This window comes from Streptomyces sp. NPDC030991, assembly GCF_055571235.1.
The window spans coordinates 110,512-133,554 of sequence record NZ_JBVIFR010000017.1; the positions used below are offsets into that span (position 1 = coordinate 110,512).

A 23,043-nucleotide genomic window follows, 5' to 3' on the forward strand; every position below is an offset into this window, starting at 1 on the left:
GGGATACCTCAAGAGCTGAAGAGGGATGCGGGGACGGGCGCCGCTCAGGCGGCGGTGGCGCGACAGGACAGGTCGCGCAGGAACGCGAGCACCGCGCGCGCGGTGGCGTCGTTCTGCCGGAACGAGGGGCTGTTCGTGCGCGGCCGGGTGAAGGCACCGGCCCCGCGCGCGTTGGTGTGCGGGCCGAGTGCGAAACGGCGCGGGTGGGCGCTGCCGTCCCGGTACAGGACGCGCCCGTCGTCCGGGTCGACGGCCAGCAGCCCCGCCGGGGTCGACAGCGCCCCGTCCTCGTACAGCTCGCGCAGCAGGCGGTCGCGGGTGCGGGCGAGCGTGGGCTGCGGCAGCCGGGCCTCGACCAGGGCGCGGGCCTCGACGACGGCGCCCGGCACGGTGGAGCCGGTGGCCCGGAAGACACCGTCCTCCGCGCTGACCCGCATGTCGGCGCCGACGAACTTCACGACGCCCGCGCGGGAGAGCGCGAGCAGCTGGCGCAGCCGGGGCCCGGGCGGCCCCGACGCCAGGTAGCTGAAGAAGCCGTGCCACCAGTCGCCGATGTCGCCGAGCCGCACGAGCTGCCCGTACACGGAGAGAAGGCCGAGGAAGACGGCCAGGTCGGGGCTGTGCGCGGGGTCGTGGCGGCGATCGAGGTCGGCGGTGATGTACGCGCGCAGCCCGCTCTGGAGCTCCTCGTGCGAGCGGTACCGAACGCCGTCGAGGGGGCGGTCGAGAGCGGCGAGGTCGAGCCGGTCGGCCGGGTCGGGCACGGCGGAGGCGACGAGGGCCTGGAGCTCGGCGCCGAGCGGGGTGGCGGCGGCGTACTTCTCCTCGAAGTCGACCCAGGCCATGGTGGTGCGCCCGGGGTGCGCGGTGAACAGGCGGTGGTAGTGCGCGTAGCCGAGCTCCTTGTCGATGAGCGGCCACACGTCGGCGCGGAAGTCGAACCCGCCCTGCCTGCGCAGGAGTTCGTCGATCTGCTCGGGGCCGAGGAAGCGGGGCAGCGGCGGCCGCTCCCCCGCCGCCGCGTCCCAGTCGTAGCCGATCTTCGAGTGGTACGGCACGCCGCGGCGCGAGCCGACGTGCAGGACGGGCTCCCGGCCCGAGGGGAGGTAGCGGTCGCCCTCGTAGCGGCCGCCGCGCCCCTCGGTGAGGAGCACCATCAGGTCGACGAAGGCCAGTCCGAAGCCGCGGACGAGGACGTCCTGGCCGGGCGCGAGTGCGCTCAGGTCGGAGTCCGCGGTGAAGTCCGGCGGCAGATGGACCAGGCCGTGCCGCGCCGCGTACGCGCTCAACTCCTGCTGCTCTTCGTCGAGTTCGGCGTCGAGGTGGCCCTGGGCGAGGATCACGACGTCGGCGAGCAGGGGGCGCGGGCGGTCCTCGAGCCACACCCGCTGGCGTCCGTCGCGCGGCCCGCCGACCCGCAACGCGCGCCGTGCGTGGTGGTGGACGACGACCCCCTCGGGCAGGTCGGCGACGGCCTTCTCGTACACCCAGCGCAGATAGCCGCCCTGGCTGCGCCGGTCGGCGAAGACGCGCCCGTCGATCCCGGCCCACTCGTGCAGGGCGGGGCCCGGCAGCACGGGCCCGTCGACCTGCACGGTGTCGTCGGTGAACATGGTGACGTCCTGGGCCTGCGAGTTCATCCACAGCAGCGGTGACTGCTCGCGCCGCCAGATGCGTCCGCCGCCCGGCGGGAAGGGGTCGACGAGATGCACGTCGAGCTCCAACGGCGCCGCTGCGGCCGGGGAGTTGGCCGCGATGCGTTCGAGGATGCCGGTCCCCCGCGGTCCGGCGCCCACGATCACCAGGGACTGCCGGCCGGGCCGGGCCGGGCTCATCGGATCGTCCCGCGCGCGTAGTGCCGCTCGATGTAGTACTGGCCGACGCTGAGCAGCGAGGTGACGACGATGTACCAGATGGTGGCGACCAGGAGCAGCGGGATGACCTGGTACGTCCGGTGGTAGACGAGCTGCACCGAGTAGAGCAGGTCCTGGACGGCGATGACGCTGACGATGGAGGTGCCCTTGAGGGTGCCGATCAGCATGTTCCCGGCCGGCGGCACGATGGAGCGCATCGCCTGCGGGAGCACGATCCGGCGCCAGCGCCGCAGCCTGCTGAGCCCGAGCGCCTGGGCGGCCTCGATCTGGCCCCGATCGACGGAGAGGATGCCGCCGCGCACGACCTCGGCGGCGTACGCGGCCTCGTGCAGGGTCAGTCCGATGATGGCGACGGTGACGGGGCCGAACAGGTCGACGGTCTTCACCCCGAGGAGCTTGGGGTACAGGGCGCCGATGTTGAACCAGAACAGCAGCTGCACCAGGATGGGCATCGACCGGAACAGCCAGACGTACCCCCAACTCACCGCGCGCAGCACGGGGTTGGCGGAGAGCCGCAGGACGGCGAGCAGGGTGCCGATGGCGAAGCCGAGCGCCATCACGACGGCGGTCAGCCAGAGCGTGAGGCCGAGTCCGCGCAGCACGGACGCCGAGGTGAAGTACTCCCCGACGACGTCCCACTGGAAGGCCTCGTTGCGCACGACGGAGTTGACGACGAGGCCGAGCAGGAGGAGGACGAGGGCCGCGGCGCCCCACTGGCCGGCGCGGCGCTGCGGGACTGTGCGCGGCACGATGGTGTCGGCGGGCGGGGCCGGGGGCGGGGCTTTGGTGAGGGTCTCGGAAGAGGCTGAGGACATGAGAAGGCTCCGTGGGGCTGGAATTCCAGCACGGTCTTGCCTTCACACCTGTTGTTCGCTGCCGACCGGCACCGAAGCCCCTCAGCAGCGGTACCGCCCCTGAGAGTACGGGGCGGTTCGCGTGCCCTGTCAAGGGTGTCCAGAGTGTGAGCCGTACGTCTCAAGTGAGTTGACGCCGAAACGGATGCCTGTTCCACTTGTGCCCATGCATCCGCAGCAGTGGCTGGTCACGCGCTCCCACATCGACTTCGGTCGAGTGTGGTCCGCGTCTTGTTGATGCCCTTCTGACGCCTTCTGCGCGCGTCACCCTCTCGTCGCTTCTCGCGTCTCTTCCTTCTTTTCCACGCGTCCCGGTGCGCGCTTCTCCGCGTACCCACCCGCGCCTTCACCCTGCTGCGCCCTCCCCTCGCCGCGTCGCCTTCCCCTGTCATCGAAGGGCAGAACTCCACGCCATGCGCACCACCTCCCTGACCTCCGCGTTCGCGCTGATCACCGTGGCCACGCTGGGCCTGACCGCCTGCGGTTCCGGCGACGGCACGAGCGACGCGGCGCCCGCCGCCGCCAAGAACGCCAAGGTCCCGACGACGGATGTGGTCTCGGCCGTCACGAAGGACCCCGCGGCGGCGAAGCTGCTGCCCGCGGATGTCCGCGCGAGCGGCAGCCTGAAGATCGCGGTGACCGTCGGCGGCACCCCGCCGGGCACGTCGTACCTGCCCGACGGCAAGACGCTCGTCGGCCAGGACGTCGACTTCGCGAACGCGGCCGCCAAGGTGCTCGGCATCGAGCTGGACCAGGAGGTCGCGAGCTTCGAGGCGATCCTGCCGGCGCTGGGCAGCGGCAAGTACGACCTGGGCACCGGCAACTTCGGCGTCACGGACGAGCGCCGCAGCACGATCGACTTCGTCACCTACATCAATGACGGCCAGGGCTTCGCGGTCCGCAAGGACAGCGACCTGAAGAAGGTCACCGACCTCAAGCAGCTGTGCGGGCTGAACGTGGCGACGGGGGCGGGCACGACCTTCGAGGCGACCCTGGAGAAGAACAAGGGGGCCTGCGAGAAGGCCGGCAAGAAGCCCTACGACGTCAAGACGTACGCGGAGACCAGCGCCGTCTGGTCCTCACTCCAGCAGGGCCGCTCCGACGTGGTGATGAGCACTATCAACGGCCTGCGGTACGCGGTGGCCCAGCAGGAGGGCCTGAAGTTCCTCAACGAGTTCCACCGCCTCGACGTCGGCTTCGCCTTCAAGAAGGGCACCCCTCTGGCCCCCGCGTTCCGGGCCGCGGTGAACAAGCTGATCGAGGACGGCACGTACGCGAAGATCCTGAAGAAGTGGGGCACGACGCCGTCGGCGATCGCCACGTCCCGGATCTCCCCGCCGGAGATCAAGGACTGACACGGCTCCCGGGTCCCGGCACGTCAGCCCCCGCAGTCGCAGCACGAGCAGCACTCACAGCAATCGCACGCGTCACAGCAGTCGCAGCCATCGCAGTTGTTACAGGCACCCTCGCGCTTCTTCCGGGACCAGGGCCCCTCGAACTCGTCCGCGCAGCAGACCTTGCAGGTGCAGCAGAGCCCGACCGCGACGACGCATCCGGCGAGGAGGCCGCGTTTGCCCGGCTTGGGCGGCTGGAACGAGGGCCCGCCGCCACCGCCGAAACCACCAGGCCCGCCGGGCCCGCCCGGGTGGCCTCCCCCGTAGGGGTTGTTGGAGGTGTACGCCCCCGAGCCGGTCGGCGCGTAGGGGCTGCCCGCGGCGCCGGTCGGCACCCAGCCGTCCGGCCCGGCGCCGTGCTGGGGCGTGGACGCCGAAGCGGCGTGCGCGGCGTGGCCGGTGGCGCAGGCGCCGGTGCCGAACGCCCGGTCCACCGATCGACCCAGCTCGTGCGCGAGCAGCAGGTGCGCCAGTTTCCCGTCCACGAAGTCGGTGTCCCGCAGCGCGAGCCGGATGCCGTGCAGGGCGTCGTCGGCGAGTCGCCGCGCCTCGGCGAGTCCGGTCCCGGTGGCGGTCAGCGGGTTCCAGGCGCCGGCGGCGGCATCGGCTGCACGGTCCTCCACGGCGTCCAGGAGATGTGCGAGCCGGCCGAACAGCCGCCCCGCCTCGGCGAGCGGCCCCGCGTTGTGCGGGCGCCCCGCGAGCCGGGCGGTGTGCGCGAACGCGGCGGCGGTCGCGGTCTCGGTCGGTTCGGTCACGGCCAGCACGGACGTGCCGGGGCCGGCCAGGGACTCGATCCCGGCCTGCCGTTCGACGGCGTCGACGAGGAGCGCCGTGTCGAACCCGATGTCGGATCCGGTGCGGGCCCCGGCCCGGCCCCAGCTCGCGGCGACCTTCCGCGCGGCGGCCGCCACCGGCCTGCGGGCGAACACTCCGTCCCGGTCCTCGACATGGTCACGCACCTTGGCCGAGGCGAGGACCAGGGAGACGGCGGCGGCCAGGCGGGCACCCTCGCCCTGCGCGACGGACGCGGTGCGCATCCCGCGCAGCGGACAGGGTCCGGCCTGTCTGCGCCCGGCGCCGGACCGGTCGGCCTGAGCCTCCGTCAGGACGGAGACCAGCAGTCCGTCATAATTGGTGACGACCCGGGCGAACTGTCCGTGGTCACCGCGCAGCGCCAGACACAGCCCGCAGAGATGGGCGGTCCACTGGGCCTTCAACCCCTCACCGAGCCGATGACCGCAGGGCCGGACGATTCCGAACAAGGCGACTCCCCCGCACGCCGGATGACGGCTCGTCAACAAGACGACACGCTGTGTCAATCAGGCGAGCCGAGAACCACCGCATCCTATCGAGCGAACACTTTGCCCCTTCGTTCACCCGTACGCACGTCGTGTCACCCAAACGCCGTGAAACATCATATTTCACTCACTGTCAGCAGTCTTTACCCGTACAGCCCTTGGAAACACCGGGACAACACCGTGTTGACTGTGCACCAGTACCGTCACGAAAACCCCGCGCGGCGACTATTCACTTGGCGCCGGATCAGCATGATGGACGACGATAGGGATAGGGAACGCAGAGGAACCGGTGTGAGAGGAGGCGTCCATGGGATCGGTGCGCAAGGCGAGTGCCTGGCTTGGCCTCGTCGACGACAACGATGACGAGCGTTACTACGACGACGACTACGACGAGGGGCCCGAGCCCGCTGCGAGCGCGGTCGCCTGGGTGACGGACGCGCACGTGAAGGCCGCTCCCGAGGAGGCCGCGCAGGAGAGCCGCCGCATCGGCACCGTCACCCCCGACAGCTTCCGGGACGCGCGGCGGATCGGCGAGATGTTCCGGGAGGGTACCCCGGTCATCATGAATCTGACGGCGATGGAGCCCTCCGACGCCAAGCGCGTCGTCGACTTCGCGGCGGGTCTCATCTTCGGCCTGCGCGGTTCGATCGACCGGGTCGCCAACCGGGTGTTCCTGCTGACCCCCGCGGACACCCGGATCGTCTCGGGCCGCGAGGCGACGCCCCAGCCGGATGGTTTCTTCAACCAGAGCTGAGGCGCTCCGCCCGGGACAGGAAGGTTCCGGGTGGGCGTCCGGCACGGGCCGGGCGCCTCAGCCGCCGGCCGCGACCGAGCCGGTCAGAGCGCTGCCGACTCCGCGCGGGACGACTGCCGTGCAGCCGCCTGCGCATCGCCCTCCGCGGGCCCGTCGCACTCCATCCGCCGCGGCAGCCGCAGCGCGGCCACCGCACCGAGGAACAGCAGCACAGCGCTGACGACCAACGTCACGTGCAGCCCGTGGACGAAAGCGGCCCGCGCGGCATCCCGCAGCGCCTCGCCCGCTCCGCCCCCGAGCCGCCCCGCGATCTGGTACGCCTCTCCCAGGGAGTGCCCTGCCGCGCCGCTCGCCGCCCCGGACACCCCGGTGACATGGGCGAGCCCGGGCGCGTAGGCCGCGTTCATCACCGAACCGAGCAGCGCGATGCCCATGCCCGCGCCGAGCTGGTAAGAGGTCTCGCCGATCGCCGCGGCGCCGCCTGAGTCATCGGCCGGGGCTTCGGTGAGCATCGACTCGTAGGCGCCGAACAGCGTGGTCTGGAAGCCGAAGCCGAGCAGCACGAACCCGGCGCCGAGCAGCCACGGCCGGTCCTGCTCGCCCATCAGACAGAGCAGCAGAACGGCGCAGGCAGTGAGGGTGAAGCCGCAGCTGACCATGGCGCGCGGCCCGATCCGGCGCAGCAGACCGGAGCCGAGGACGCCCGCGACCATCGCCGCGAAGGTCAGCGGCAGCATCCGCAGCCCGGTCTCCAGCGGGCTCATCCCGAGGACCAGCTGCAAGTACTGCACGGCGATCAGTTCGAGCCCGACCAGCGCGAGCATGGCTATGACGATGCAGCCGACCGAGGTGGAGAACGCGGCGCGGGAGAAGAGCCGCATGTCGATCAGCGGGTGCTCGCGGCGCCGCTGCCGGCGTACGAACAGCATGAGCAGGGCGATGCCCGCGAGGAACGGCAGCACCGCGCCCGCGTCGAGCAGATCGCGGTCGATGCCCAGCTCCTTGATGCCGTAGACGACACCGAGCACGCCGAGCGCGGCCAGCAGCGCGCCGAACAGGTCCCAGGGGCCGTCCGCGCGCCCCTTGGACTCGGGCACGAGGATGCGGCACAGCGGCAGCATGACCGCCATCAGCGGAATGTTGATGAGGAAGACGGAGCCCCACCAGAAGTGCTCGACGAGGAAGCCGCCGAGGACCGGTCCGGTGGCGGCGCCGACCGCGGCGACCGCGGTCCAGACGCCGATGGCGACGGCCCGCTCGTTCCGGTCCGGGAAGACGTCCCGCAGGATCGACAGGGTGGCGGGCATGATCATCGCGCCGCCGATGCCGAGCAGGGCGCGGGCCAGGATCAGCACCTGCGCGGAGTCGGCCACCACGGCGAGCGCGGAGGCCGCCCCGAACAGGGCGTAGCCGAGCAGCAGGATCCGTCTGCGGCCGACCCGGTCGCCGAGGGTGCCGAAGAGGATCAGGAGCGAGGCGCAGATCAGGGGGTAGGCGTCGCCGATCCACAGGAGCTCGACCGAGGTGGGCCGCAGATCCTCGGTGACCGAGGGCAGCGCGACGTACAGGATCGTCGAGTCGAGGGCCACCAGGAGCAGGCTCGTGCACAGGACGACGAGGACGACCCAGCGGTTCGCGCGGCCCCCCAAGAGGGCCGTCCGACGGCGCAGGCGTCCGGTGGCCGTGCTCGTCCCGGACATGTGCGTACCTCCCAATGGTCCTCGCGTCCGGCGGATCCGAGGGCTGGGGATGCCCACGGTCTTCGGCCCGGGAGGAGCGGTCCCCCCGGCCCCGCTGCGGAAGGCGAGTGAGCCGTCAGCGTACGCGAGTTCAAGCCGGTGACACGTGGCGGACCTCTCACGGAACCCTCATACCCGTGTGGCGTACGCCACTCACGCGGCGGGGGCGGCGGACCGCTCCCCCGGGGCCTGCGTCGATAATCGGGGCCGTGAACGACGTTGATCGGCAAGAGCGGCCCACCCTGCGCCGGGCCCTGCCCGCACTGCTCGGCTACGCGGGGGTGCGCGCGCTCGGCCTGCTCGCGCTCGCCCTGTGGAGCGCGGCCGCGGGCAAGAGTCCGCACACGCTGCTGAGCGCGCGCTGGGACTCGCTCTGGTACACGCGGGTCGCAGGTCAGGGGTACGGCTGGTCGGTGACGCTGCCGGACGGCAGCGTCCATTCCAACCTCGCGTTCTTCCCGCTACTGCCCTGGCTGGAGCGGGCCGTGGCCGCGCTCTCCCCCCTCTCCCACGCCGACGCCGGCCTGGTGGTGAGCTGGCTCGCCTCGCTCGCGGCGGCCTGGGGGATCTTCGCCGTCGGCGCCCGTCTGTACGGGCGCCGGGCGGGTGTCTGTCTGGCCGTCCTGTGGGGCGCGCTGCCCGTCGGGATCGTGGCGTCGATGGCGTACAGCGAGGCGCTGTTCACCGCGCTCGCGGCCTGGGGGCTGTACGCGGTCCTGCGCCGGCACTGGGTGAGCGCGGGGCTGCTGGCCTCGCTCGCGGGTCTGACCCGGCCGATCGGGGCGGCCGTCGTGGCGGCGGTCTGGGTCGCGGCCGCGCTGTGGGTCGTGCGCGAGCGGCGGGCCCCCTGGCGCCTGGTGCTCGGAGCGGTGCTCGCGCCGGTGGGCGCCGCCGCGTACGTGCTCTGGGTCGGGCACCGGACGGGGGGCGGGCTTTTCGGCTATCTCGACGTGCAGGGGCAGTGGGGCAACGGGTTCGACGGGGGCGCGGCGTTCGCCCGTTTTGTCGCCGACAAGTTCACGTCACCGCTGGGCGCGCTCGCCGGCCTCGGGCTGATCGTCGGGGTCGCTCTGCTGATCTGGCTGTACGTGGCCGGGGTGCGGCAGCGGCAGCCGGCGCCGCTGCTCGTCTTCACCGGGATCGTCGTCGTGCTTGCCCTGTGTGCTTCGGGGTACTTCGGATCGAAGCCGCGGCTGCTGCTGCCCGCGTTTCCCCTGTTGCTGCCGATCGCGGTGGCGTCGGCCCGGTGGCGTACCAGCAAAGCGGCGTGGTCGCTCGGCGGACTGGCGCTGGTCTCGGCGGTGTACGGGGCGTTCTGGCTGAACGGGTCGGGCCCTCCGTGACCGGTTCCGACCGGCCTTGATCGTCTCCGCCGGGCCCGATGAGCGGACGGAGAATTCCGTGCCAGCATCCGGTGAACGCATTCATAAGCGCGCCATAACGAGGCCCCGGAAACGATCATTGAATTCACGCGGACTTTCGTCCCCGGTTATCGGAATCCCGGGAATAAGTGGAGTCCTGAGATCAATCCCACATCACATCGTCATCACAAAGCCACTGTTCCGCGCTGGTCCACCGCACGCCCGCTGTAGCGTCGATTGGGTGCGTACCGAACGAAACCCGACCCGTCGCCTCGAGCGGGTCTTCGCCAGGCTCGACCGCGAGCCCGAACGGCCGGCCGGCCTGGACATCCCCAGGATGAGCCGGCACCGGGTCGTGCTCCTCGCGCTGACCCTCTCCTTCTACCTCGCGATCGTGGTGGCGGTCCTGGCCACGACGTGGCTGGTCGCCTTCGACTGGCAGGTCATGTTCTTCCGGCCCTATCAGCAGTGGCCGGAGATCCACGCCTTCCTCGACTACTGGGTGGTCCTCGGCCAGCGCGGCCCGACCGCCGTCATGGTCATGGCATGGCTGGGCTGGCGCTCCTGGCGGCAGCACACCCCGCGCCCCCTGCTGATGTTCGGCACCGCACTGCTGCTGCTCAACGTGACGGTCGGCGCCGCCAAGCTGGGCATGGGCCGCGCGGGTCCGCACTACGCCACCATGATCGGCTCGAACGAGATGTGGCAGAACGGCGATATATTCCCGTCGGGTCACACCGCGAACGCGGTGGTCACCTGGGGCATCCTCGCCTACCTGGCCGCCACGCCGCGGGCCCGCCGCTGGCTCTCCGCGGCCTCCGCGGTGATCTCCCTGAGCGTCGGCCTGACCACTGTCTACCTCGGTACGCACTGGCTGAGCGATGTCCTACTCGGCTGGGCCGCGGGCCTGCTCATCCTGCTCGCGCTGCCCTGGTTCGAGCCGCTGGTCGCCCGCGTCGAGGCCCTCGTCCTCTCACTGCGCGCCCGTCGGCGTGTGCGCGGCGCCGGTGCCACCGCGCCCGCTGCGCACCCCGTCCCGGCGATGGCGCCGCCGCGTGCCGACGCCCCCGACGACGGAGTCAGGGTGCGCGAGCCGGTCGGCGCCGGACGCTCGACCGCCCGCCCGTCGGCGCTGCTCGCGCCGGGTCCGCACACCCCGCGGGGCGAGCGCACCCCGGTCAGCCCGGCCGGCAGCAGGCGCCCCGCGACCACCACCGCGCGGGGAACCGCGCGAGCGGCCACGACCGACCCGCAGCGCGCCTGACCCGCCGCCCCCGCGGGCGTCTCCCCGAAGCAGCGGGCCCAGTACGCACAGCCGGTCCGCACGGCGAAGGGCCCCGGAACCTCCCAGAGGTTCCGGGGCCCTTCGCGTACGTCAGCCCTTCCAGCAGCGCGTCACCGTGCCGTTCGTGACCTCGAAGTTCAGCCGGCCCGCGCGGTACTCCATCGTGATGATCGCTCCCGGCGGCAACTGCCGCACGGACGACCAGCCGCGGCCGCGCGCCTGCCGCTCGGCCGGTTCTGCGTCGAGTCCGACATACGCGTCGGGGGTGTCCTGGGGCTCTGCGGGCGGGGTCGGAATGGGTGCCATACGGCCACCGTAGGCCGAGTGCACCGGCGGCGCCAGGCCCGCCCGCGAGACCCCGTATGGCCGTGTACGGTCACACTTTCGTCACAAGATCACGGCGGTTGTTTCCCTCGAACTTCCTCACACGATCGGGCGGTTCTCCCCTTCTTACGCTCTTCTTACAGGTGCGCCGCCGAGAATTCCGCGGGCCCGCGCGAATCCCCCGGCGCGGAGCCGGGCCATTCACCGGCGGCGCCCCGCGCAATTTCCCGCCCATTCCGGATCGGGTGGCGCGCAGAGCGAGTTGAGATCGTCCGGGAATTGCCTGTTCATGCCAGAAAGAGGCGTCCGCCCCCTGTCGCGGCGGGGTCGATGCGCGCATCATGGCGGGAGTTCGGAGGCAGGCCCGGGGCGCGTGAGCAGCGAGGGGGCGAGCGATGGGGACGACCGGTGTGCAGGCCGGGCCCGCGGCGGCAGAACGGACGCGGGAGCGGCAGCCGGGCCGGGTGATCGTGGACTGGCTGACCACCACCGACCACAAGAAGATCGGCCATCTCTACCTGATCACCGCGTTCCTCTTCTTCCTGATCGGCGGGCTCATGGCTCTGCTGATGCGGGCCGAACTCGCCCGCCCCGGGCTGCAGATCCTCTCCAACGAGGAGTACAACCAGCTCTTCACGATGCACGGCACGATCATGCTGCTGCTCTTCGCGACCCCGACGTTCGCGGGCTTCGCCAACGAGATCATGCCGCTGCAGATCGGCTCGCCTGATGTCGCGTTCCCGCGCCTGAACATGCTCTCGTACTGGCTGTTCCTCTTCGGCGGCCTGATCGTGCTCGGCTCGCTCGTGGTGCCGGGCGGGGCCGCGGACTTCGGCTGGTTCGCCTACGCGCCGCTGAACAGCCTGACCCGCTCCCCCGGCATCGGCGCCGACATGTGGATCATGGGGCTCGCGCTCTCCGGGTTCGGCACGATCCTCGGCTCGGTGAACTTCCTGACGACGATCATCGGGATGCGGGCGCCCGGCATGACGATGTTCCGGATGCCGATCTTCACCTGGAACACGCTGTTCACGTCGATCCTCGTCCTGCTCGCGTTCCCGGTCCTGGCCGCCGCGCTGCTCTGCCTGGAGGCCGACCGCCGCTTCGGCTCGGTGGTCTTCGAGGCCCAGTACGGGGGCGCGCTGCTGTGGCAGCACCTCTTCTGGTTCTTCGGGCATCCCGAGGTCTACATCATCGCGCTGCCGTTCTTCGGCATCATCAGCGAGATCCTGCCGGTCTTCAGCCGCAAGCCGATCTGGGGCTACACGATGCTGGTCGGCGCGACCATGGCCATCACCGGTCTGTCGGTGGTGGTGTGGGCGCACCACATGTTCGTCACGGGCGGCGTGCTGCTCCCGTTCTTCTCGTTCATGTCGTTCCTCATCGCGGTGCCGACCGGCGTGAAGTTCTTCAACTGGACCGGCACGATGCTGAAGGGCTCGCTCTCCTTCGAGACGCCGATGCTCTGGTCGATCGGCTTCCTGGTCACGTTCCTGTTCGGCGGCCTGACCGGCGTCATCCTGGCCTCGCCGCCGATGGACTTCCACGTCTCGGACACGTACTTCGTCGTGGCGCACTTCCACTACGTGGTCTTCGGGACGGTCGCCTTCGCCACGTTCGCGGGGTACTACTTCTGGTGGCCGAAGCTGACCGGGAAGATGCTCGACGAACGGCTCGGCAAGATCCACTTCTGGACGCTCTTCGTCGGCTTCCACACGACGTTCCTGGTGCAGCACTGGCTGGGCGCGGAGGGCATGCCGCGCCGGTACGCGGACTACCTCGCGGCGGACGGCTTCACGGCCCTCAACTCGCTCTCGTCGATGGGCTCGTTCCTGGTCGGGCTCTCCACCCTGCCGTTCCTCTACAACATCTGGAAGACGGCCAAGTACGGCGCGAAGGTCGAGGTCGACGACCCCTGGGGCTACGGGCGCTCCCTGGAGTGGGCGACGTCGTGCCCGCCGCCCCGCCACAACTTCACGACCCTGCCCAGGATCCGCTCGGAATCCCCGGCGTTCGACCTGCACCACCCGGAGTTCGCGGCGTACGGGTCCCTCGACCCGGGCACGCACAACCCGGACACCGACGCGCACGTCGGGGAGTGAGCGGCCGCTAGGAGTGGCCGCTAGTGCCCGGCGCTCACCACGACCGCGAGGTCGTTGTCGAGGGTGTAGTACGGCTCGGCGGACAGCTCCCGCCCGGCGGCGGTGACCCGTGCCGCGGGGTAGACGAAGATCGGCTTCTTGTCGGCGACGTCGTCCAGGAGCCGGGCCACCCGCACCTCGGGGCCGTCGTCCCCGCCGGGCCGCAGCCACAGGTCCCAACGCCCCTCGGAGAGTTCGTCGTACCCTATCCGCAGCGTGAACTCAGGCCCGTCGAGAGTCAGTTCGCCCCTGAGCACCGGCCCCGAGGTGGCCCGCGAACGTATCTCCGCGTGCGCCTTGGCCGTGAACTCCGTGCCGTAGACCCGCCCGTGGACGGTCAGTTCGCCGTCCGCGATGAGCAGCTCGCCGGCCTCCGCGTGCGGCGCCCGCAGCCAGCTCCGCACGGTGAGGTTGCCGTGCTTGGTCGCGTACGGGATGCGGACGGCCACGTAGCCGCGCGAGCCGGTGGGTGCGCGGTCGACGAGGGAGCGCAGATCGTTCACGCCCGGCGTCAGCCGTACCTGCTCGTCCTCGGCGACCTGCGCGTACACGTCCCAGCGCCCCTCCGGGAGGCCGACGCTGATCGGCAGCGAGGCGCGCAGGTGCCCGTCGCCCGCCGGGGTGAGCGGCAGCCGTACCTCTTCCCCGGTGGTCCGCTCGACCAGCACGAGGTGGGCCGGGGCGGTCCCCGCCCGGTCGCGGACGTCGAAGGTGAGCCCGCCGGCGGAGTCGGCGATGCAGTCGGCGCGGGGTGGCATGCGAGCGGTCCTGTCGTCGGGCGGCGGGATCGGTGCGGGCGTGGCCAGCGGCGTCGTCATACGGTGCGCCTCTTCTCCGGTGACTTGAGCACGTCCCGCACGGCGTAGGCGCCGCCGAGCAGGGCGCCCCGCGCGCGGTGCAGCATTCCGACGGAACCCCCGCGGGCGGTGAGGGAGCCGAAGAGGTCCTCGTAGCGCTCGGCGATCCGCGCGGGGTCGAAGCGCGCGGAGTGGGTGAGGGCGCGCGCGGCCATCTGCCGGCGCAGCGCGTCGTTGTTGATGAGTTCGAGCAGCCCGCCGGCGATCGCGTCGACGTTGCCGACCTCGACGAGGCGTCCGTCGACACCGTTGTCGATGATCTCTCCGGGGCCGTGCGGGCAGTCGGTGGAGACGACGGGCAGCCCGCACCGCATCGCCTCGACGATGGTCATGCCGAACGACTCGAAGGTCGACGTCACCGCGGCGACGGAACCTTTCGCCCATTCGGGCTCGATGGGGCTTGCGGTCCCCATGAGGAAGACGTGGTTGTACAGGCCGAGCTGGTCGATGAGGCGGCGCAGCTTGTCCTTCTGCTTGCCGCCGCCGTAGATCCGAAGGCGCCAGTCGGGGCGCTCGGCGCGCACCTTGTCGAACGCCCTGATCAGCAGGTCGTACCGCTTGACGGGCGCGAGCCGGCCCGCCGCCACCACCCACTTGCCGTTGCCGTCGGCCGGTGCGACGCCGGGCGCGGGCACCGGGTTCGGCATGGCCTCCAGGTGCACGCCGGGCAGCCGCATCCGGTCGCGGTAGGCGCGGGCGTCCGCCTCGGTGGTGGTGGTGAGGGCGTCCAGCCGCGGGTAGACGGCGCGGAGCTGGCGGCGCAGGCCGACGGAGTGCGTGTCGAGCGTGAGGTGCTCCTGGCCGACGCGCAGCGGGCCGCGCCTGGTCTGCCGGGCGAGGTGCACGTTGAGGCCGGGCCGGGTGCCGAGGACGACGTCCGCGTCGACGGCGGCCAGGTGCTCGGCGATACGCCGGTCGGTGAGCGCGCTGTACTGGTCGTAGCGCCCCTCGTGCCGGGGGAAGACCGAGGCGGGCTTCTTGAACTCGGGGTCCTCCCCCTCGTACCCCGCGGTGTCCTTGCGGATGTCGACGAGGTGGCGCAGGCGCACGCGCGGGTCGGGCGCGAAGACGGGCTCCTCACGGTGGCGGAAGACGGAGACGACTTCCACGTCGTGCTGCTCGGCCAGGGTGTTGGCGAGGTTGTACGTGGTGCGGATCGTCCCTCCGATCCCATACGCATTGTGAATCAGAAAAGAAATCTGCATGCGTCCCCGTATCCCACCATTCGTCGCGGACAGGTCCCGAGGGTCTGAACAGCCCGGGTGCTCCGCCTACCGGATGGTTAGACAGGGATGCCCTGGCGAGGGTTGTCCTCCATCATCATGTTGTTCCAGAACAGTTGCCTGATCGGTAGACAATCCACGGAACCTTTTGGCCATTTCGTCCATCGGGGTGGCATTACGGCTGGTAGGCGAGTTGCGGGACGTCAAAGCACGTCCGGTTCATGTCCCCGTTCTGGGTGGTCCATCCCTTGTTGTCCGTCCAACGAGCGACCGAAAGACACGTCTTACGGGTCACGGGCGGCTCGGTCCGCGTGCGGTACGTCACCGGGAGCAGAAGCCCGTCGGCCGTGTACGGGCCACCGTGGCTCAGAAAGCGGTCGAGGCACGCGCGCGTGACGCCGCCCCCGCTCTCCGGACAGGAGCGCGCGGCGTCCGTGAACCACATCGCCGCGGCCCAGCCCTCCAGCTGCCACTGCGAGTGCGTTCGCATCCCGCGCGTCGCGTCACGGAAGGCGCGCACGGCCGGATGTCCGGTGTCCTGGAAGTTGCGGCTCGCGCCGGTCGCCCACAGCGCGGCGCGGCAGTGCGGCGCGTCCTTGTAGTCGGCGGCGACGGACGACGTCCAGCTCTGCACGGTCGTGATCTTCGCCGTGACGCGGGCGCCGGCCTGGTCCATGGCCCGGCACAGCCGCGCGTTGCCGTGCGCGTCGATGGCGTCGAGGACGAGGTCGACACCCCGGTCCTTCAGGTCGGCGGCGACGGCGCGGAAGTTGGGCAGGGCGAAATCGACCTGCTCGGTGATCACCTCGAAGCCCTCGGCCCGCAGACCGCGGGTCACGAGCCGTGCGTACGCGGCCGAGGCCGCCTGGTTGTACGAGACGACGGCGGCGGTGCGGGCACCCTGTTCGCGCTTGAAGTAGCGGTAGACCTCGGTGCCGCCGTACAGCTTCCCGTCCCAGCCGGGCGTGCCGTCGCGGGGCGCGAGGCTGCCGTAGATCCCGTAGAGGTGCGGGTACGTGTCGTAGGCGGCGCCGATCGGCTGGCCGCCGATGTCCGGCACGCGCGCGCGGGAGACCTGTGCCGCGCCCGCGTAGTCGAGGGAGGTGGTGGCCACCAGGGCGACGACCTTCTCCTCGTCGATCAGCTTGTGCACGCACTCCTTGTTGCCGACGCCGCTCCCCCCGTCGTCGCACAGGTGCACCTCCACGCGCCGCCCCTGGATGCCGCCTTCGCCGTTCAGGTTCCGGAAGTACGCCTGTGCGCCGTCGCGGGTGTCGGTGAAGGTGGCGCCGCCGACCGGGCTCGTGGCGCTCGTGAGGATCCCGACGCGGATCGGCGCCGCCGCGTCCACCGGCGTGCGGCGCGGCGTCCCGTCCTCGAACGCGCTCTGCGGCAGCCGCGAACCGCAGCCGCAGAGCACGAGGAGGGCGAGCCCCGCCGCGAGCGCCTCAGCAGCCGGGGCCCGGCGACGCATTGCCGCTCAACTGCACCAGCGCGCACAGCGTCTTGACCGACACCTTCCACGTGCCGTCCTGCTCGACCGAGGTGCCCTTCGCGCCGGGCAGCACCGTGGCGCCCTTCAGGGCCAGCGAGTACGTCACGTCGGCGGCGGCCGGCGAGGTGAACGCGACGGTGACGACGTTCGCCTCGACCTGGCCGCCGCGCTTGTCCCCGTTGAAGCCGTCCAGGACCTGCCGCATGCGGGCGCCGTTCTCCAGGACGTCCTGCTTCTGCGCGAGCGGCACGGCCGGATCGAAGAACTTCTTCCAGTTCGCCTTGATCTCCTTGCGCGCCGCGGCCTCGTCCGCGGGCGCCGCCCGGGTGGGGGCCCGCGAGGAGGGCTCCCGTGCGGAGGGCTCCTGCGAGCTCGGGGTGGGCGGGTCGCTCTCGCCGCCACCGCTGTCGTCGCCGCACGCCGCCAGGGCCGGCCCGAGGGCGAGGGCGGCGGCGAGGACGAGCACCGCACCCCGCCCGCGGCCTTGCCTTGGCTTGCTCCCGAGAACCATCTGGCTCACCACCGGGTGTCGGTCCGGGCCTGGACTCCGCCCGGAGCTTTCAGGGTTGGCCTGCAGAAGGCATAGTGCAAGCGTTCGGCCGACAAGACCAGACACAGGAGTGAGACTCCGTCCCGACGTGGGGGTCAGCGATGCGGACTGCCCGGCTCCGAACCGTGCGCCCCGCCCTGTGGGCGGGCCTCACCGCCCTCGCCGCGGGCGCCGTGCTGTGCGTGGCCGGCTGGTACGGAATGTCCGGCGAGCGCTTCGCCGAGCGGCAACTGCCGTATCTCGCCTCGTGCACGGTGCCGGGAGCGGCACTGATCGTCGCGGGCGCGGTGCTGCTCACGTACGGCAGGAGCGCCCTGGCCGCGTCCCGGGTGGTGGAGCTGTACGAGCTGCTGGTCGCCGTCGACGCGCCCGGCCCGGTGCGGGCCGCCGCCCCGCTCGCCACCAGCGGCGACCTCCTCGTGGTCCCCGGCGGCAGGCTGTGGCACCGCGCGGACTGCCCGCTCGTCGAGGGCAAACCGGACGCCGCGCCCGCCGACTCCGGGGCCGCGGCGGCCGCCGGGCGGAGTCCCTGCCCCATCTGCGAGCCGCCCGCGGGGAGTTGAGGCGTGACCTCCCTGACGTACGACCTCGCGCTGGCCGGTCTGTCGGTGGGCGCGGCGGCGGCGCTCACCGGGATCGGCCTGATCGTCACCTACCGCGCGACCGGCGTCCTGAACTTCGCGCACGGCGCCATCGCCATGGTCTGTGCCTGTCTGCTGCGGCAGTGCGTGGTCGACTGGTCCTGGCCGCTGTGGGGGGGCGCCGCGCTGGTGCTGCTCGTCGTCGCCCCGGCGCTCGGCCTGGCCCTGGAACGCGCGGTGTTCAGGCCGCTGGCGACGATCGCAGGAGACCCGGCGCGTCCCCTCGTCGCCTCCATCGGCGTCTTCGTGCTCCTGGTCGGGGCGGCGGCCCTGCTCTGGGGTCCAGGCGCGCGGGAGGACGCGCCGACGCTGATCGCGGCCGAGCCGTGGGGGCAGCTCGCGGCCGCCTGCGCGGTCGCGGTGGCCGTGTGGGCGGTGACGCGGTGGACGCGGTTCGGCGGGGAGCTGCGCGCGGTCGTCGACAACCGGCCGCTCGCCGTGCTCGGCGGCATCGACGCGGACCGGGTCGCGGCGGCGGGCTGGGCGTTCGGCGCGTTCACGGCGGGCCTCACGGGCGTGCTGCTCGCGCCCTTCGTACGCCTCGATCCGTACGGGCTGCCGCTGCTGGTGATGGAGGTGGTGGCCGTCGCGGTCGTCGCGCGGATGCGGTTCCTGTCGGTGGCGGTGCCGGTGGCGCTGGCGATCGGGGTGGCGCAGAGCGAGCTGACCCGGCTGCATCCCGGCGGGTGGGCGGAGCCGCTGCTGCGGACGGCCGGGGCGAACCTGTTCGTGGTCGCGCTCCTCGTCGCGGCGCTCGCCCTGCCGGGCATCGGCGGGCGCGGGGCGCTGCCGCGGGCGGCGACGCGACAGGTGGTACCTGCGCCGCCGGGGGCCTGGCCGGTGGCGGCCGTACTGTTCCTGCTGCCGCTGGGCTTCGCGGGCCCGGACCTGCGTACGTCGGTCCAGGTGCCGGCGCTGGCACTGATCCTGCTGTCCCTGGTCGTCGTCACGGGCCGCGCGGGCCAACTGGCGCTCGGCCAGAGCGCCTTCGCGGGCCTGGGCGCCCTGTTCGCGACGCTGGCGACTCTGGGGCGCTTTCCCTTTCTCCCCCAACTCCCGCCTCTCCTGGCCCTCTTGCTGGCCGTCGTCCTCGTGGCTCCGCTGGGTCTGCTCACCGCCCTGCCCGCGATCAGCCGGCACGGCCTCGCCCTGGCGCTCGCCACGTTCGCCGTCGGGGTGGGGGTGAGCCGTTTCGTGTTCGCGCAACCGTACGCGGCGGCGGGCCTGGCGCCCGGGAGGCCCGCCGGATTCGGTGCGGACCGGGCCTACTACGCCCTCGAACTCGCCGTCCTCGCGGCGGCGTTGCTGTGTGTCGCCGCTCTGCGGCGGGGCCGGACGGGCCGGGCGCTCTCCGCGGTACGGGACCACGAGTCGGGCGCCTCGGCGGCCGGGGTACGGGTACCCGCGCTCAAGGTGGCGGTGTTCACCGTCGGCGCCGGGCTCGCGGCGCTCGGCGGCGGTCTGCTGACGTTCGGGGCGGGCTCGTTCGACCCCGGGGCGTACGACCCGGTGCGCGGGCTGCTGTGGTTCGCGGCGATCGTGGTCCTCGGCGCGGACAGCCCGCTCGGGGCGCTCACGGCGGCGGCGCTCCTGGTCGGCCTCGACGCCGGGACCCGGGGCGGGATCGCCGCGGCCCTCGTCGGCCTCCTGGCGGCCCTGACCGGCCACTTCCCCGAAGGCCCGTACGAAGCGGCCCGGAAGCTTCTCGTACGAGGCCCGACGCGCGGCCGGTTGACCGCGAGGGGCGCGGAGCTCCGGGACCGGCTGCACCGGGGCGCGGGCCGGCCCGACACCCGCGCGGCGCCGGAGACGGGCCGGGAGGGCTGCCGCGCGGGCCCGGCCACTACGCCGTCGGCGCGGGGAGGCCGCGGGTCGGCGCGGGGGCGGGTCCCGGCGTCTCCCACTCTCTGCGCCGCCGGTCTCACCGTCGCCTTCGACGGCCGCCCCGTTCTGCGCGACGTGGACATCACCGTGCCGCCGGGGCGGATCGTCGCCGTCGTCGGGCCCAACGGGGCGGGCAAGAGCACCCTGTTCCACTGTCTCGCCGGGACCTTGCGGCCCGACGCGGGGCGCGTGCGTCTCGGGGAGCGGGACGTCACAGCGCTGCCCGCCCACGCGCGGACCCGGCTCGGCGTGGCGCGGACCCTTCAACAACCCGCCGTCTTCTCGTCGTTGACCGTGGCGGAGAACATTCGTGTCGGCGCCGAGCAGGGCCGCGTACGCGATCCGGACACCACCCGGCGGCTGCTCGCGCTCTTCGGTCTGCGCGGCGAGGAGCGGACCTCCGGCCTGCCGACCGGAACGCTGCGCCGCGTCGAACTGGCCCGCGCCCTCGCCGGCCGACCGCACGTCCTGCTGCTCGACGAGCCCGCCGCGGGTCTCGACGACGCCGAAGTCACGCTTCTGGCGCGCCTGTTGCGGGCGCTGGCCGCCGACGGAACAGCTCTGCTCGTCGTGGAGCACGACGTGGACCTGGTCGCGGACCTGGCGGACACGGTGCACCTGATGACGGCGGGCCGCGTCGTGGCGTCGGGCCCGCCCGCCACGATCCTCGGCCCCACCGTGGGGCCGGCCTCATGAGACACGGCATCGAACTCCGCGGCGCCCGCGTGCGCTACGGCCCTCTCGAAGCCCTGCACGGCGTGGACCTCGCCGCACCGGCCGGGACGGTCACCGTGCTGCTGGGCCGCAACGGGTCCGGCCGCACGACCGCCCTGCGCGCCCTCGCCGGCATCGCCCCGCTGACCGCCGGGGCCGTCATACGGGACGGCGCCGACATCACCCGGCAGCCGGCCCATGTCCGCGCCGCGGCCGGCCTGTGCTTCGTCCCCGACCGGCAGGCCGTGTTCGCCGCGCTCACCGTCGCCGACAACCTGCGCCTGGCCGCCCCCGACGGCGACCTCGCCCCGGCGCCGGCCGCCTACCCGGAGCTGAACCGGCTTCTCGCCCGCCGCTCCGGCACCCTCTCCGGCGGCGAACAGCGCATGCTCGCCGTCGCCCGCGCCCTGCTCTCCCGCGCCCGCGTCGTCCTGGTCGACGAGCCCACCCAGGGCATGTCGCCCCCGGTCGCCGCCCGTACGTACGCCCTGCTGCGCGGCCTGGACGCCGCCGTGGTCCTCGCCGAACAGCGGCTGCCGCCCGCCCTGCGCACGGCCGGGGCGGGCGGGGCGCCGGTGCTGGTGCACGAACTGCGGCGCGGCGCCGTGGTGTTCAGCGGCGAGGCCGGCGAGACCCGACCACCGGACTGAGCGGCGGCGCACCGGTTCCGCCCGGTCACCGGTCCGGGCGGAACCGCGGAGCCTTCCGCTCCGCCTAGCCGAGCAGCAGCCGCCGGCCCGGCCGGATCAGGTCCGGATCACCGCCGATGACCGCCTTGTTCAGGGTGTACAGGCGCTGCCATGTGGTGCCGTGGGCCGCCGCGACGCGGCCGAGCGTGTCGCCGCCGCGGACGACGTAGCCACCGTGCCGGGGCGCGCCGCGGTCGGTGCCCGACGACGGTCGCCCGGCCGGGGCGGACTTGGGCCGCACCGGCTTCGGCCGCGCGGACCCGGCGGCCCTGGGCTTCGCCGCCGGGCCCGACGGCGCGCTGCCGTACGCGCCGGCCCGCGCCGCGCAGGTGGGCCAGGCGCCCCAGCCCTGCGCGCGCTGCACCTTCGAGGCCACAGCGATCTGCTGCTCCTTCGTCGCCCGGTCGGCCGTCGACGCGTAGACCCCTCCGCCGTACGCGCGCCAGGTCCCGGCGGAGAACTGGAGTCCGCCCTGGTAGCCGTTGCCGGTGTCGATGTGCCAGTTGCCGCCGCTCTCGCAGCGGGCGATGCGGTCCCAGACGCCCGAGTCCGCCGCGTGGGCGGAGCCGCCGGACGCGAGGAGGCCGAGGGGGGCGAGCAAGGCCGCCCCAGCGATCACCACTGTTGTTCGAGCCGTACGAATCGGCACGGACATGAGATTCCCTCTCGTGGACTGCGGTGTGCAGACGGCGGTGGAATCTAGGCAGCGCACGGCACTCACATCAACTGATGTCCCGTCACACCAGGCCAGTTCGCCGTTACCAGCAGTAGCGACGAGTTCAGGCCACCCACTTCATTCGCTGATTTCATGATTTGTCGACCTGTCGCCCGGCCGATCTGTGACTCACCTCACCGCCCCAACTTCCGTGAAACCCCTACAAGTTGGCGTGGAGTGACAGATTCCGGGCGCCTCTTCACGGTCTGCTCCGGATGGGTGGATTCCGTTCGGTTCCGGGCGTGACTCCGGCCACAGATCGCCCGTTGTTCCTTCATAAGCGCGCATCCGATCCAGAGGAGTCCCCGTGCCGCCACTGCTCGACGTGAGCGACGACGTACGTGCCGAGATCGGCGACGACGAAGCCGACCGGCTGCTCGCCGGTGACAACACCCCGGGCGGTTACGACTGCACGTCCTGCCGCACGCCCGGCGACGCCGCGCAGGAACGCACCAGCACGGTCCTGTTCGTCGGCGACGAGACCGCCGTCCTCGCCTTCGCCCACGCCGGCTGCCTGCCCTCGCAGGTCGTCCAGGTGGCCGAGGACCAGCTCCAGGGCGCCGTCCGGGCCGCCACCGACACCCCGGAGCTTCCGGGCACGGCGCTCGGCGCCGACCCCGCCGAGGTGGCCGCCGCACAGGCCGTGCTCGGCGTGACCAGCGGGCTGCTGCTGATCGCGGGCGAGCTGCACCCCACGCTCGTCATCGAACCGACCGGCCCCATCGCCCGCCCCGGCGCGGAGGCGAACGGCGGCGACGACTTCCTGCCGCTCCTCATCGAGCAGGGCTTCATGCCGGTCACCGAGCTGACCGAGGCGCCCGGCACCCTGCCCGGCTGGTCGGTGCTGCTCGCCATGGGCCAGCTGCACGCCGTGCTCCAGCCCGGTACCGGCGGGGCCCCCTCCCAGGTCGCCTGGTGGCAGGCGCACCAGCCGCTCGTGGTCACCGAGGGGTGGCGGGCCGCGGCCAACAAGACGCACACCGTGCTCGTCCTCGCGGCCCCGGCCGGGATGATCGGCCGCCAGCCCCGCGAGGACCTGCTGCGCGACGCCCTCGACAAGGCCGCCGCCAACGGCCGGCTGGTCGCCGCCGCCATGCCGCTCGCCGGCACCTGAGCCGACGCCCGCCCCGGGCCCCCACGAATGCGCCGCTCACCCTCCTGACGTCTTGCGAAAGCCGAGGCCAAGGGCGCATCCGTCGGGGGCCCGGGTCGTTGGCACGTACGTGCACCCATACGACCCCACCTCAT

General features: G+C 72.4%; 19 protein-coding genes. 9 read left to right on the forward strand and 10 right to left on the reverse strand.

The genetic code is table 11. The annotated features are described in order from the left end of the window. Positions 1-44 precede the first annotated feature (44 nt). Entirely contained in the window at positions 45-1,835 is a 1,791-nt protein-coding gene (locus tag ACZ45E_RS28630; RefSeq protein ID WP_468225788.1) for an FAD/NAD(P)-binding protein, read from the reverse strand. After that, entirely contained in the window at positions 1,832-2,689 is an 858-nt protein-coding gene (locus tag ACZ45E_RS28635; RefSeq protein WP_468225791.1) for an amino acid ABC transporter permease, read from the reverse strand. The genes ACZ45E_RS28630 and ACZ45E_RS28635 overlap by 4 nt, the downstream gene beginning before the upstream one ends. 452 nt (positions 2,690-3,141) lie before the next feature. Between ACZ45E_RS28635 and ACZ45E_RS28640 the strand changes: the two genes are divergently transcribed. Continuing rightward, entirely contained in the window at positions 3,142-4,083 is a 942-nt protein-coding gene (locus ACZ45E_RS28640; protein WP_468225793.1) for an ABC transporter substrate-binding protein, read from the forward strand. Between the two features lie 23 nt (positions 4,084-4,106). On the opposite strand, the gene ACZ45E_RS28645 is transcribed toward ACZ45E_RS28640, so the two are convergent. Next, positions 4,107-5,387, reverse strand: a complete 1,281-nt coding sequence (locus ACZ45E_RS28645; RefSeq protein WP_468225794.1) for a DUF5685 family protein — start codon at positions 5,385-5,387, stop codon at positions 4,107-4,109. Positions 5,388-5,730: 343 nt separating this feature from the next. Between ACZ45E_RS28645 and ACZ45E_RS28650 the strand changes: the two genes are divergently transcribed. Beyond that, positions 5,731-6,177: a cell division protein SepF gene (locus ACZ45E_RS28650; RefSeq protein WP_468225797.1), complete on the forward strand. Its 447-nt coding sequence runs from the start codon at positions 5,731-5,733 to the stop codon at positions 6,175-6,177. 83 nt (positions 6,178-6,260) lie between these two features. On the opposite strand, the gene ACZ45E_RS28655 is transcribed toward ACZ45E_RS28650, so the two are convergent. Further along, on the reverse strand, positions 6,261-7,877 hold the full coding sequence (locus ACZ45E_RS28655) for an MFS transporter (protein ID WP_468225800.1): 1,617 nt from the start codon (positions 7,875-7,877) through the stop codon (positions 6,261-6,263). Positions 7,878-8,125: 248 nt separating this feature from the next. Here ACZ45E_RS28655 and ACZ45E_RS28660 point away from each other — a divergent pair, with 248 nt between their 5' ends. Beyond that, positions 8,126-9,259 carry a hypothetical protein gene (locus ACZ45E_RS28660; protein WP_468225803.1) on the forward strand — a complete coding sequence of 378 codons (1,134 nt, stop codon included), beginning with the start codon at positions 8,126-8,128 and terminating at the stop codon, positions 9,257-9,259. Between the two features lie 259 nt (positions 9,260-9,518). Beyond that, entirely contained in the window at positions 9,519-10,541 is a 1,023-nt protein-coding gene (locus tag ACZ45E_RS28665; protein ID WP_468225805.1) for a phosphatase PAP2 family protein, read from the forward strand. Between the two features lie 111 nt (positions 10,542-10,652). Here the strand turns inward: ACZ45E_RS28665 and ACZ45E_RS28670 are convergent, their stop codons facing one another. Next, on the reverse strand, positions 10,653-10,868 hold the full coding sequence (locus tag ACZ45E_RS28670) for an I78 family peptidase inhibitor (protein WP_468225808.1): 216 nt from the start codon (positions 10,866-10,868) through the stop codon (positions 10,653-10,655). Between the two features lie 413 nt (positions 10,869-11,281). Here ACZ45E_RS28670 and ctaD point away from each other — a divergent pair, with 413 nt between their 5' ends. Continuing rightward, complete coding sequence (gene ctaD, locus ACZ45E_RS28675) at positions 11,282-12,988, forward strand: aa3-type cytochrome oxidase subunit I (protein ID WP_468225810.1); 1,707 nt, start codon at positions 11,282-11,284, stop codon at positions 12,986-12,988. Positions 12,989-13,008: 20 nt separating this feature from the next. Here the strand turns inward: ctaD and ACZ45E_RS28680 are convergent, their stop codons facing one another. The 4 genes from ACZ45E_RS28680 to ACZ45E_RS28695 all read right to left on the reverse strand — a co-directional run bounded on the left by ACZ45E_RS28680 (position 13,009) and on the right by ACZ45E_RS28695 (position 17,113). Beyond that, on the reverse strand, positions 13,009-13,845 hold the full coding sequence (locus tag ACZ45E_RS28680; protein WP_468225813.1) for a hypothetical protein: 837 nt from the start codon (positions 13,843-13,845) through the stop codon (positions 13,009-13,011). Next, a complete protein-coding gene (locus ACZ45E_RS28685) occupies positions 13,842-15,089 on the reverse strand; it encodes a glycosyltransferase family 4 protein (protein ID WP_468225816.1) in 1,248 nt (415 codons plus the stop codon). Before ACZ45E_RS28685 ends, ACZ45E_RS28680 begins: the two co-directional genes overlap by 4 nt. Before the next feature lie 193 nt (positions 15,090-15,282). Then, on the reverse strand, positions 15,283-16,581 hold the full coding sequence (locus ACZ45E_RS28690; RefSeq protein WP_468225819.1) for an ABC transporter substrate-binding protein: 1,299 nt from the start codon (positions 16,579-16,581) through the stop codon (positions 15,283-15,285). After that, on the reverse strand, positions 16,556-17,113 hold the full coding sequence (locus ACZ45E_RS28695) for an MTB12 C-terminal domain-containing protein (protein ID WP_468225822.1): 558 nt from the start codon (positions 17,111-17,113) through the stop codon (positions 16,556-16,558). Before ACZ45E_RS28695 ends, ACZ45E_RS28690 begins: the two co-directional genes overlap by 26 nt. Before the next feature lie 140 nt (positions 17,114-17,253). On the opposite strand from ACZ45E_RS28695, the gene ACZ45E_RS28700 reads away from it, so the two are divergent. From ACZ45E_RS28700 to ACZ45E_RS28710, 3 genes are read left to right on the forward strand one after another with little or no spacing between them, the layout of a single operon-like run. After that, positions 17,254-17,715: a hypothetical protein gene (locus tag ACZ45E_RS28700; RefSeq protein WP_468225824.1), complete on the forward strand. Its 462-nt coding sequence runs from the start codon at positions 17,254-17,256 to the stop codon at positions 17,713-17,715. A gap of 3 nt (positions 17,716-17,718) precedes the next feature. Next, on the forward strand, positions 17,719-20,373 hold the full coding sequence (locus tag ACZ45E_RS28705; RefSeq protein WP_468225826.1) for an ABC transporter permease subunit: 2,655 nt from the start codon (positions 17,719-17,721) through the stop codon (positions 20,371-20,373). Further along, complete coding sequence (locus tag ACZ45E_RS28710) at positions 20,370-21,041, forward strand: ATP-binding cassette domain-containing protein (protein WP_468225829.1); 672 nt, start codon at positions 20,370-20,372, stop codon at positions 21,039-21,041. Before ACZ45E_RS28705 ends, ACZ45E_RS28710 begins: the two co-directional genes overlap by 4 nt. Positions 21,042-21,105: 64 nt before the next feature. Here the strand turns inward: ACZ45E_RS28710 and ACZ45E_RS28715 are convergent, their stop codons facing one another. After that, positions 21,106-21,735 carry a LysM peptidoglycan-binding domain-containing protein gene (locus tag ACZ45E_RS28715; protein WP_468225831.1) on the reverse strand — a complete coding sequence of 210 codons (630 nt, stop codon included), beginning with the start codon at positions 21,733-21,735 and terminating at the stop codon, positions 21,106-21,108. A gap of 367 nt (positions 21,736-22,102) precedes the next feature. Here ACZ45E_RS28715 and ACZ45E_RS28720 point away from each other — a divergent pair, with 367 nt between their 5' ends. Then, positions 22,103-22,909: a hypothetical protein gene (locus tag ACZ45E_RS28720; protein WP_468225834.1), complete on the forward strand. Its 807-nt coding sequence runs from the start codon at positions 22,103-22,105 to the stop codon at positions 22,907-22,909. Positions 22,910-23,043 lie beyond the last annotated feature (134 nt).

Bases quoted from the DNA above. Each gene is read 5' to 3' on its own strand.
- ACZ45E_RS28630 (WP_468225788.1), bottom strand. From the start codon at position 1,835: ATGAGCCCGGCCCGGCCCGGCCGGCAGTCCCTGGTGATCGTGGGCGCC.
- ACZ45E_RS28695 (WP_468225822.1), bottom strand. From the start codon at position 17,113: ATGGTTCTCGGGAGCAAGCCAAGGCAAGGCCGCGGGCGGGGTGCGGTG.
- ACZ45E_RS28690 (WP_468225819.1), bottom strand. From the start codon at position 16,581: ATGCGTCGCCGGGCCCCGGCTGCTGAGGCGCTCGCGGCGGGGCTCGCC.
- ctaD (WP_468225810.1), top strand. From the start codon at position 11,282: ATGGGGACGACCGGTGTGCAGGCCGGGCCCGCGGCGGCAGAACGGACG.
- ACZ45E_RS28710 (WP_468225829.1), top strand. From the start codon at position 20,370: ATGAGACACGGCATCGAACTCCGCGGCGCCCGCGTGCGCTACGGCCCT.
- ACZ45E_RS28670 (WP_468225808.1), bottom strand. From the start codon at position 10,868: ATGGCACCCATTCCGACCCCGCCCGCAGAGCCCCAGGACACCCCCGAC.
- ACZ45E_RS28655 (WP_468225800.1), bottom strand. From the start codon at position 7,877: ATGTCCGGGACGAGCACGGCCACCGGACGCCTGCGCCGTCGGACGGCC.
- ACZ45E_RS28685 (WP_468225816.1), bottom strand. From the start codon at position 15,089: ATGCAGATTTCTTTTCTGATTCACAATGCGTATGGGATCGGAGGGACG.
- ACZ45E_RS28680 (WP_468225813.1), bottom strand. From the start codon at position 13,845: ATGACGACGCCGCTGGCCACGCCCGCACCGATCCCGCCGCCCGACGAC.
- ACZ45E_RS28700 (WP_468225824.1), top strand. From the start codon at position 17,254: ATGCGGACTGCCCGGCTCCGAACCGTGCGCCCCGCCCTGTGGGCGGGC.
- ACZ45E_RS28635 (WP_468225791.1), bottom strand. From the start codon at position 2,689: ATGTCCTCAGCCTCTTCCGAGACCCTCACCAAAGCCCCGCCCCCGGCC.
- ACZ45E_RS28640 (WP_468225793.1), top strand. From the start codon at position 3,142: ATGCGCACCACCTCCCTGACCTCCGCGTTCGCGCTGATCACCGTGGCC.
- ACZ45E_RS28715 (WP_468225831.1), bottom strand. From the start codon at position 21,735: ATGTCCGTGCCGATTCGTACGGCTCGAACAACAGTGGTGATCGCTGGG.
- ACZ45E_RS28650 (WP_468225797.1), top strand. From the start codon at position 5,731: ATGGGATCGGTGCGCAAGGCGAGTGCCTGGCTTGGCCTCGTCGACGAC.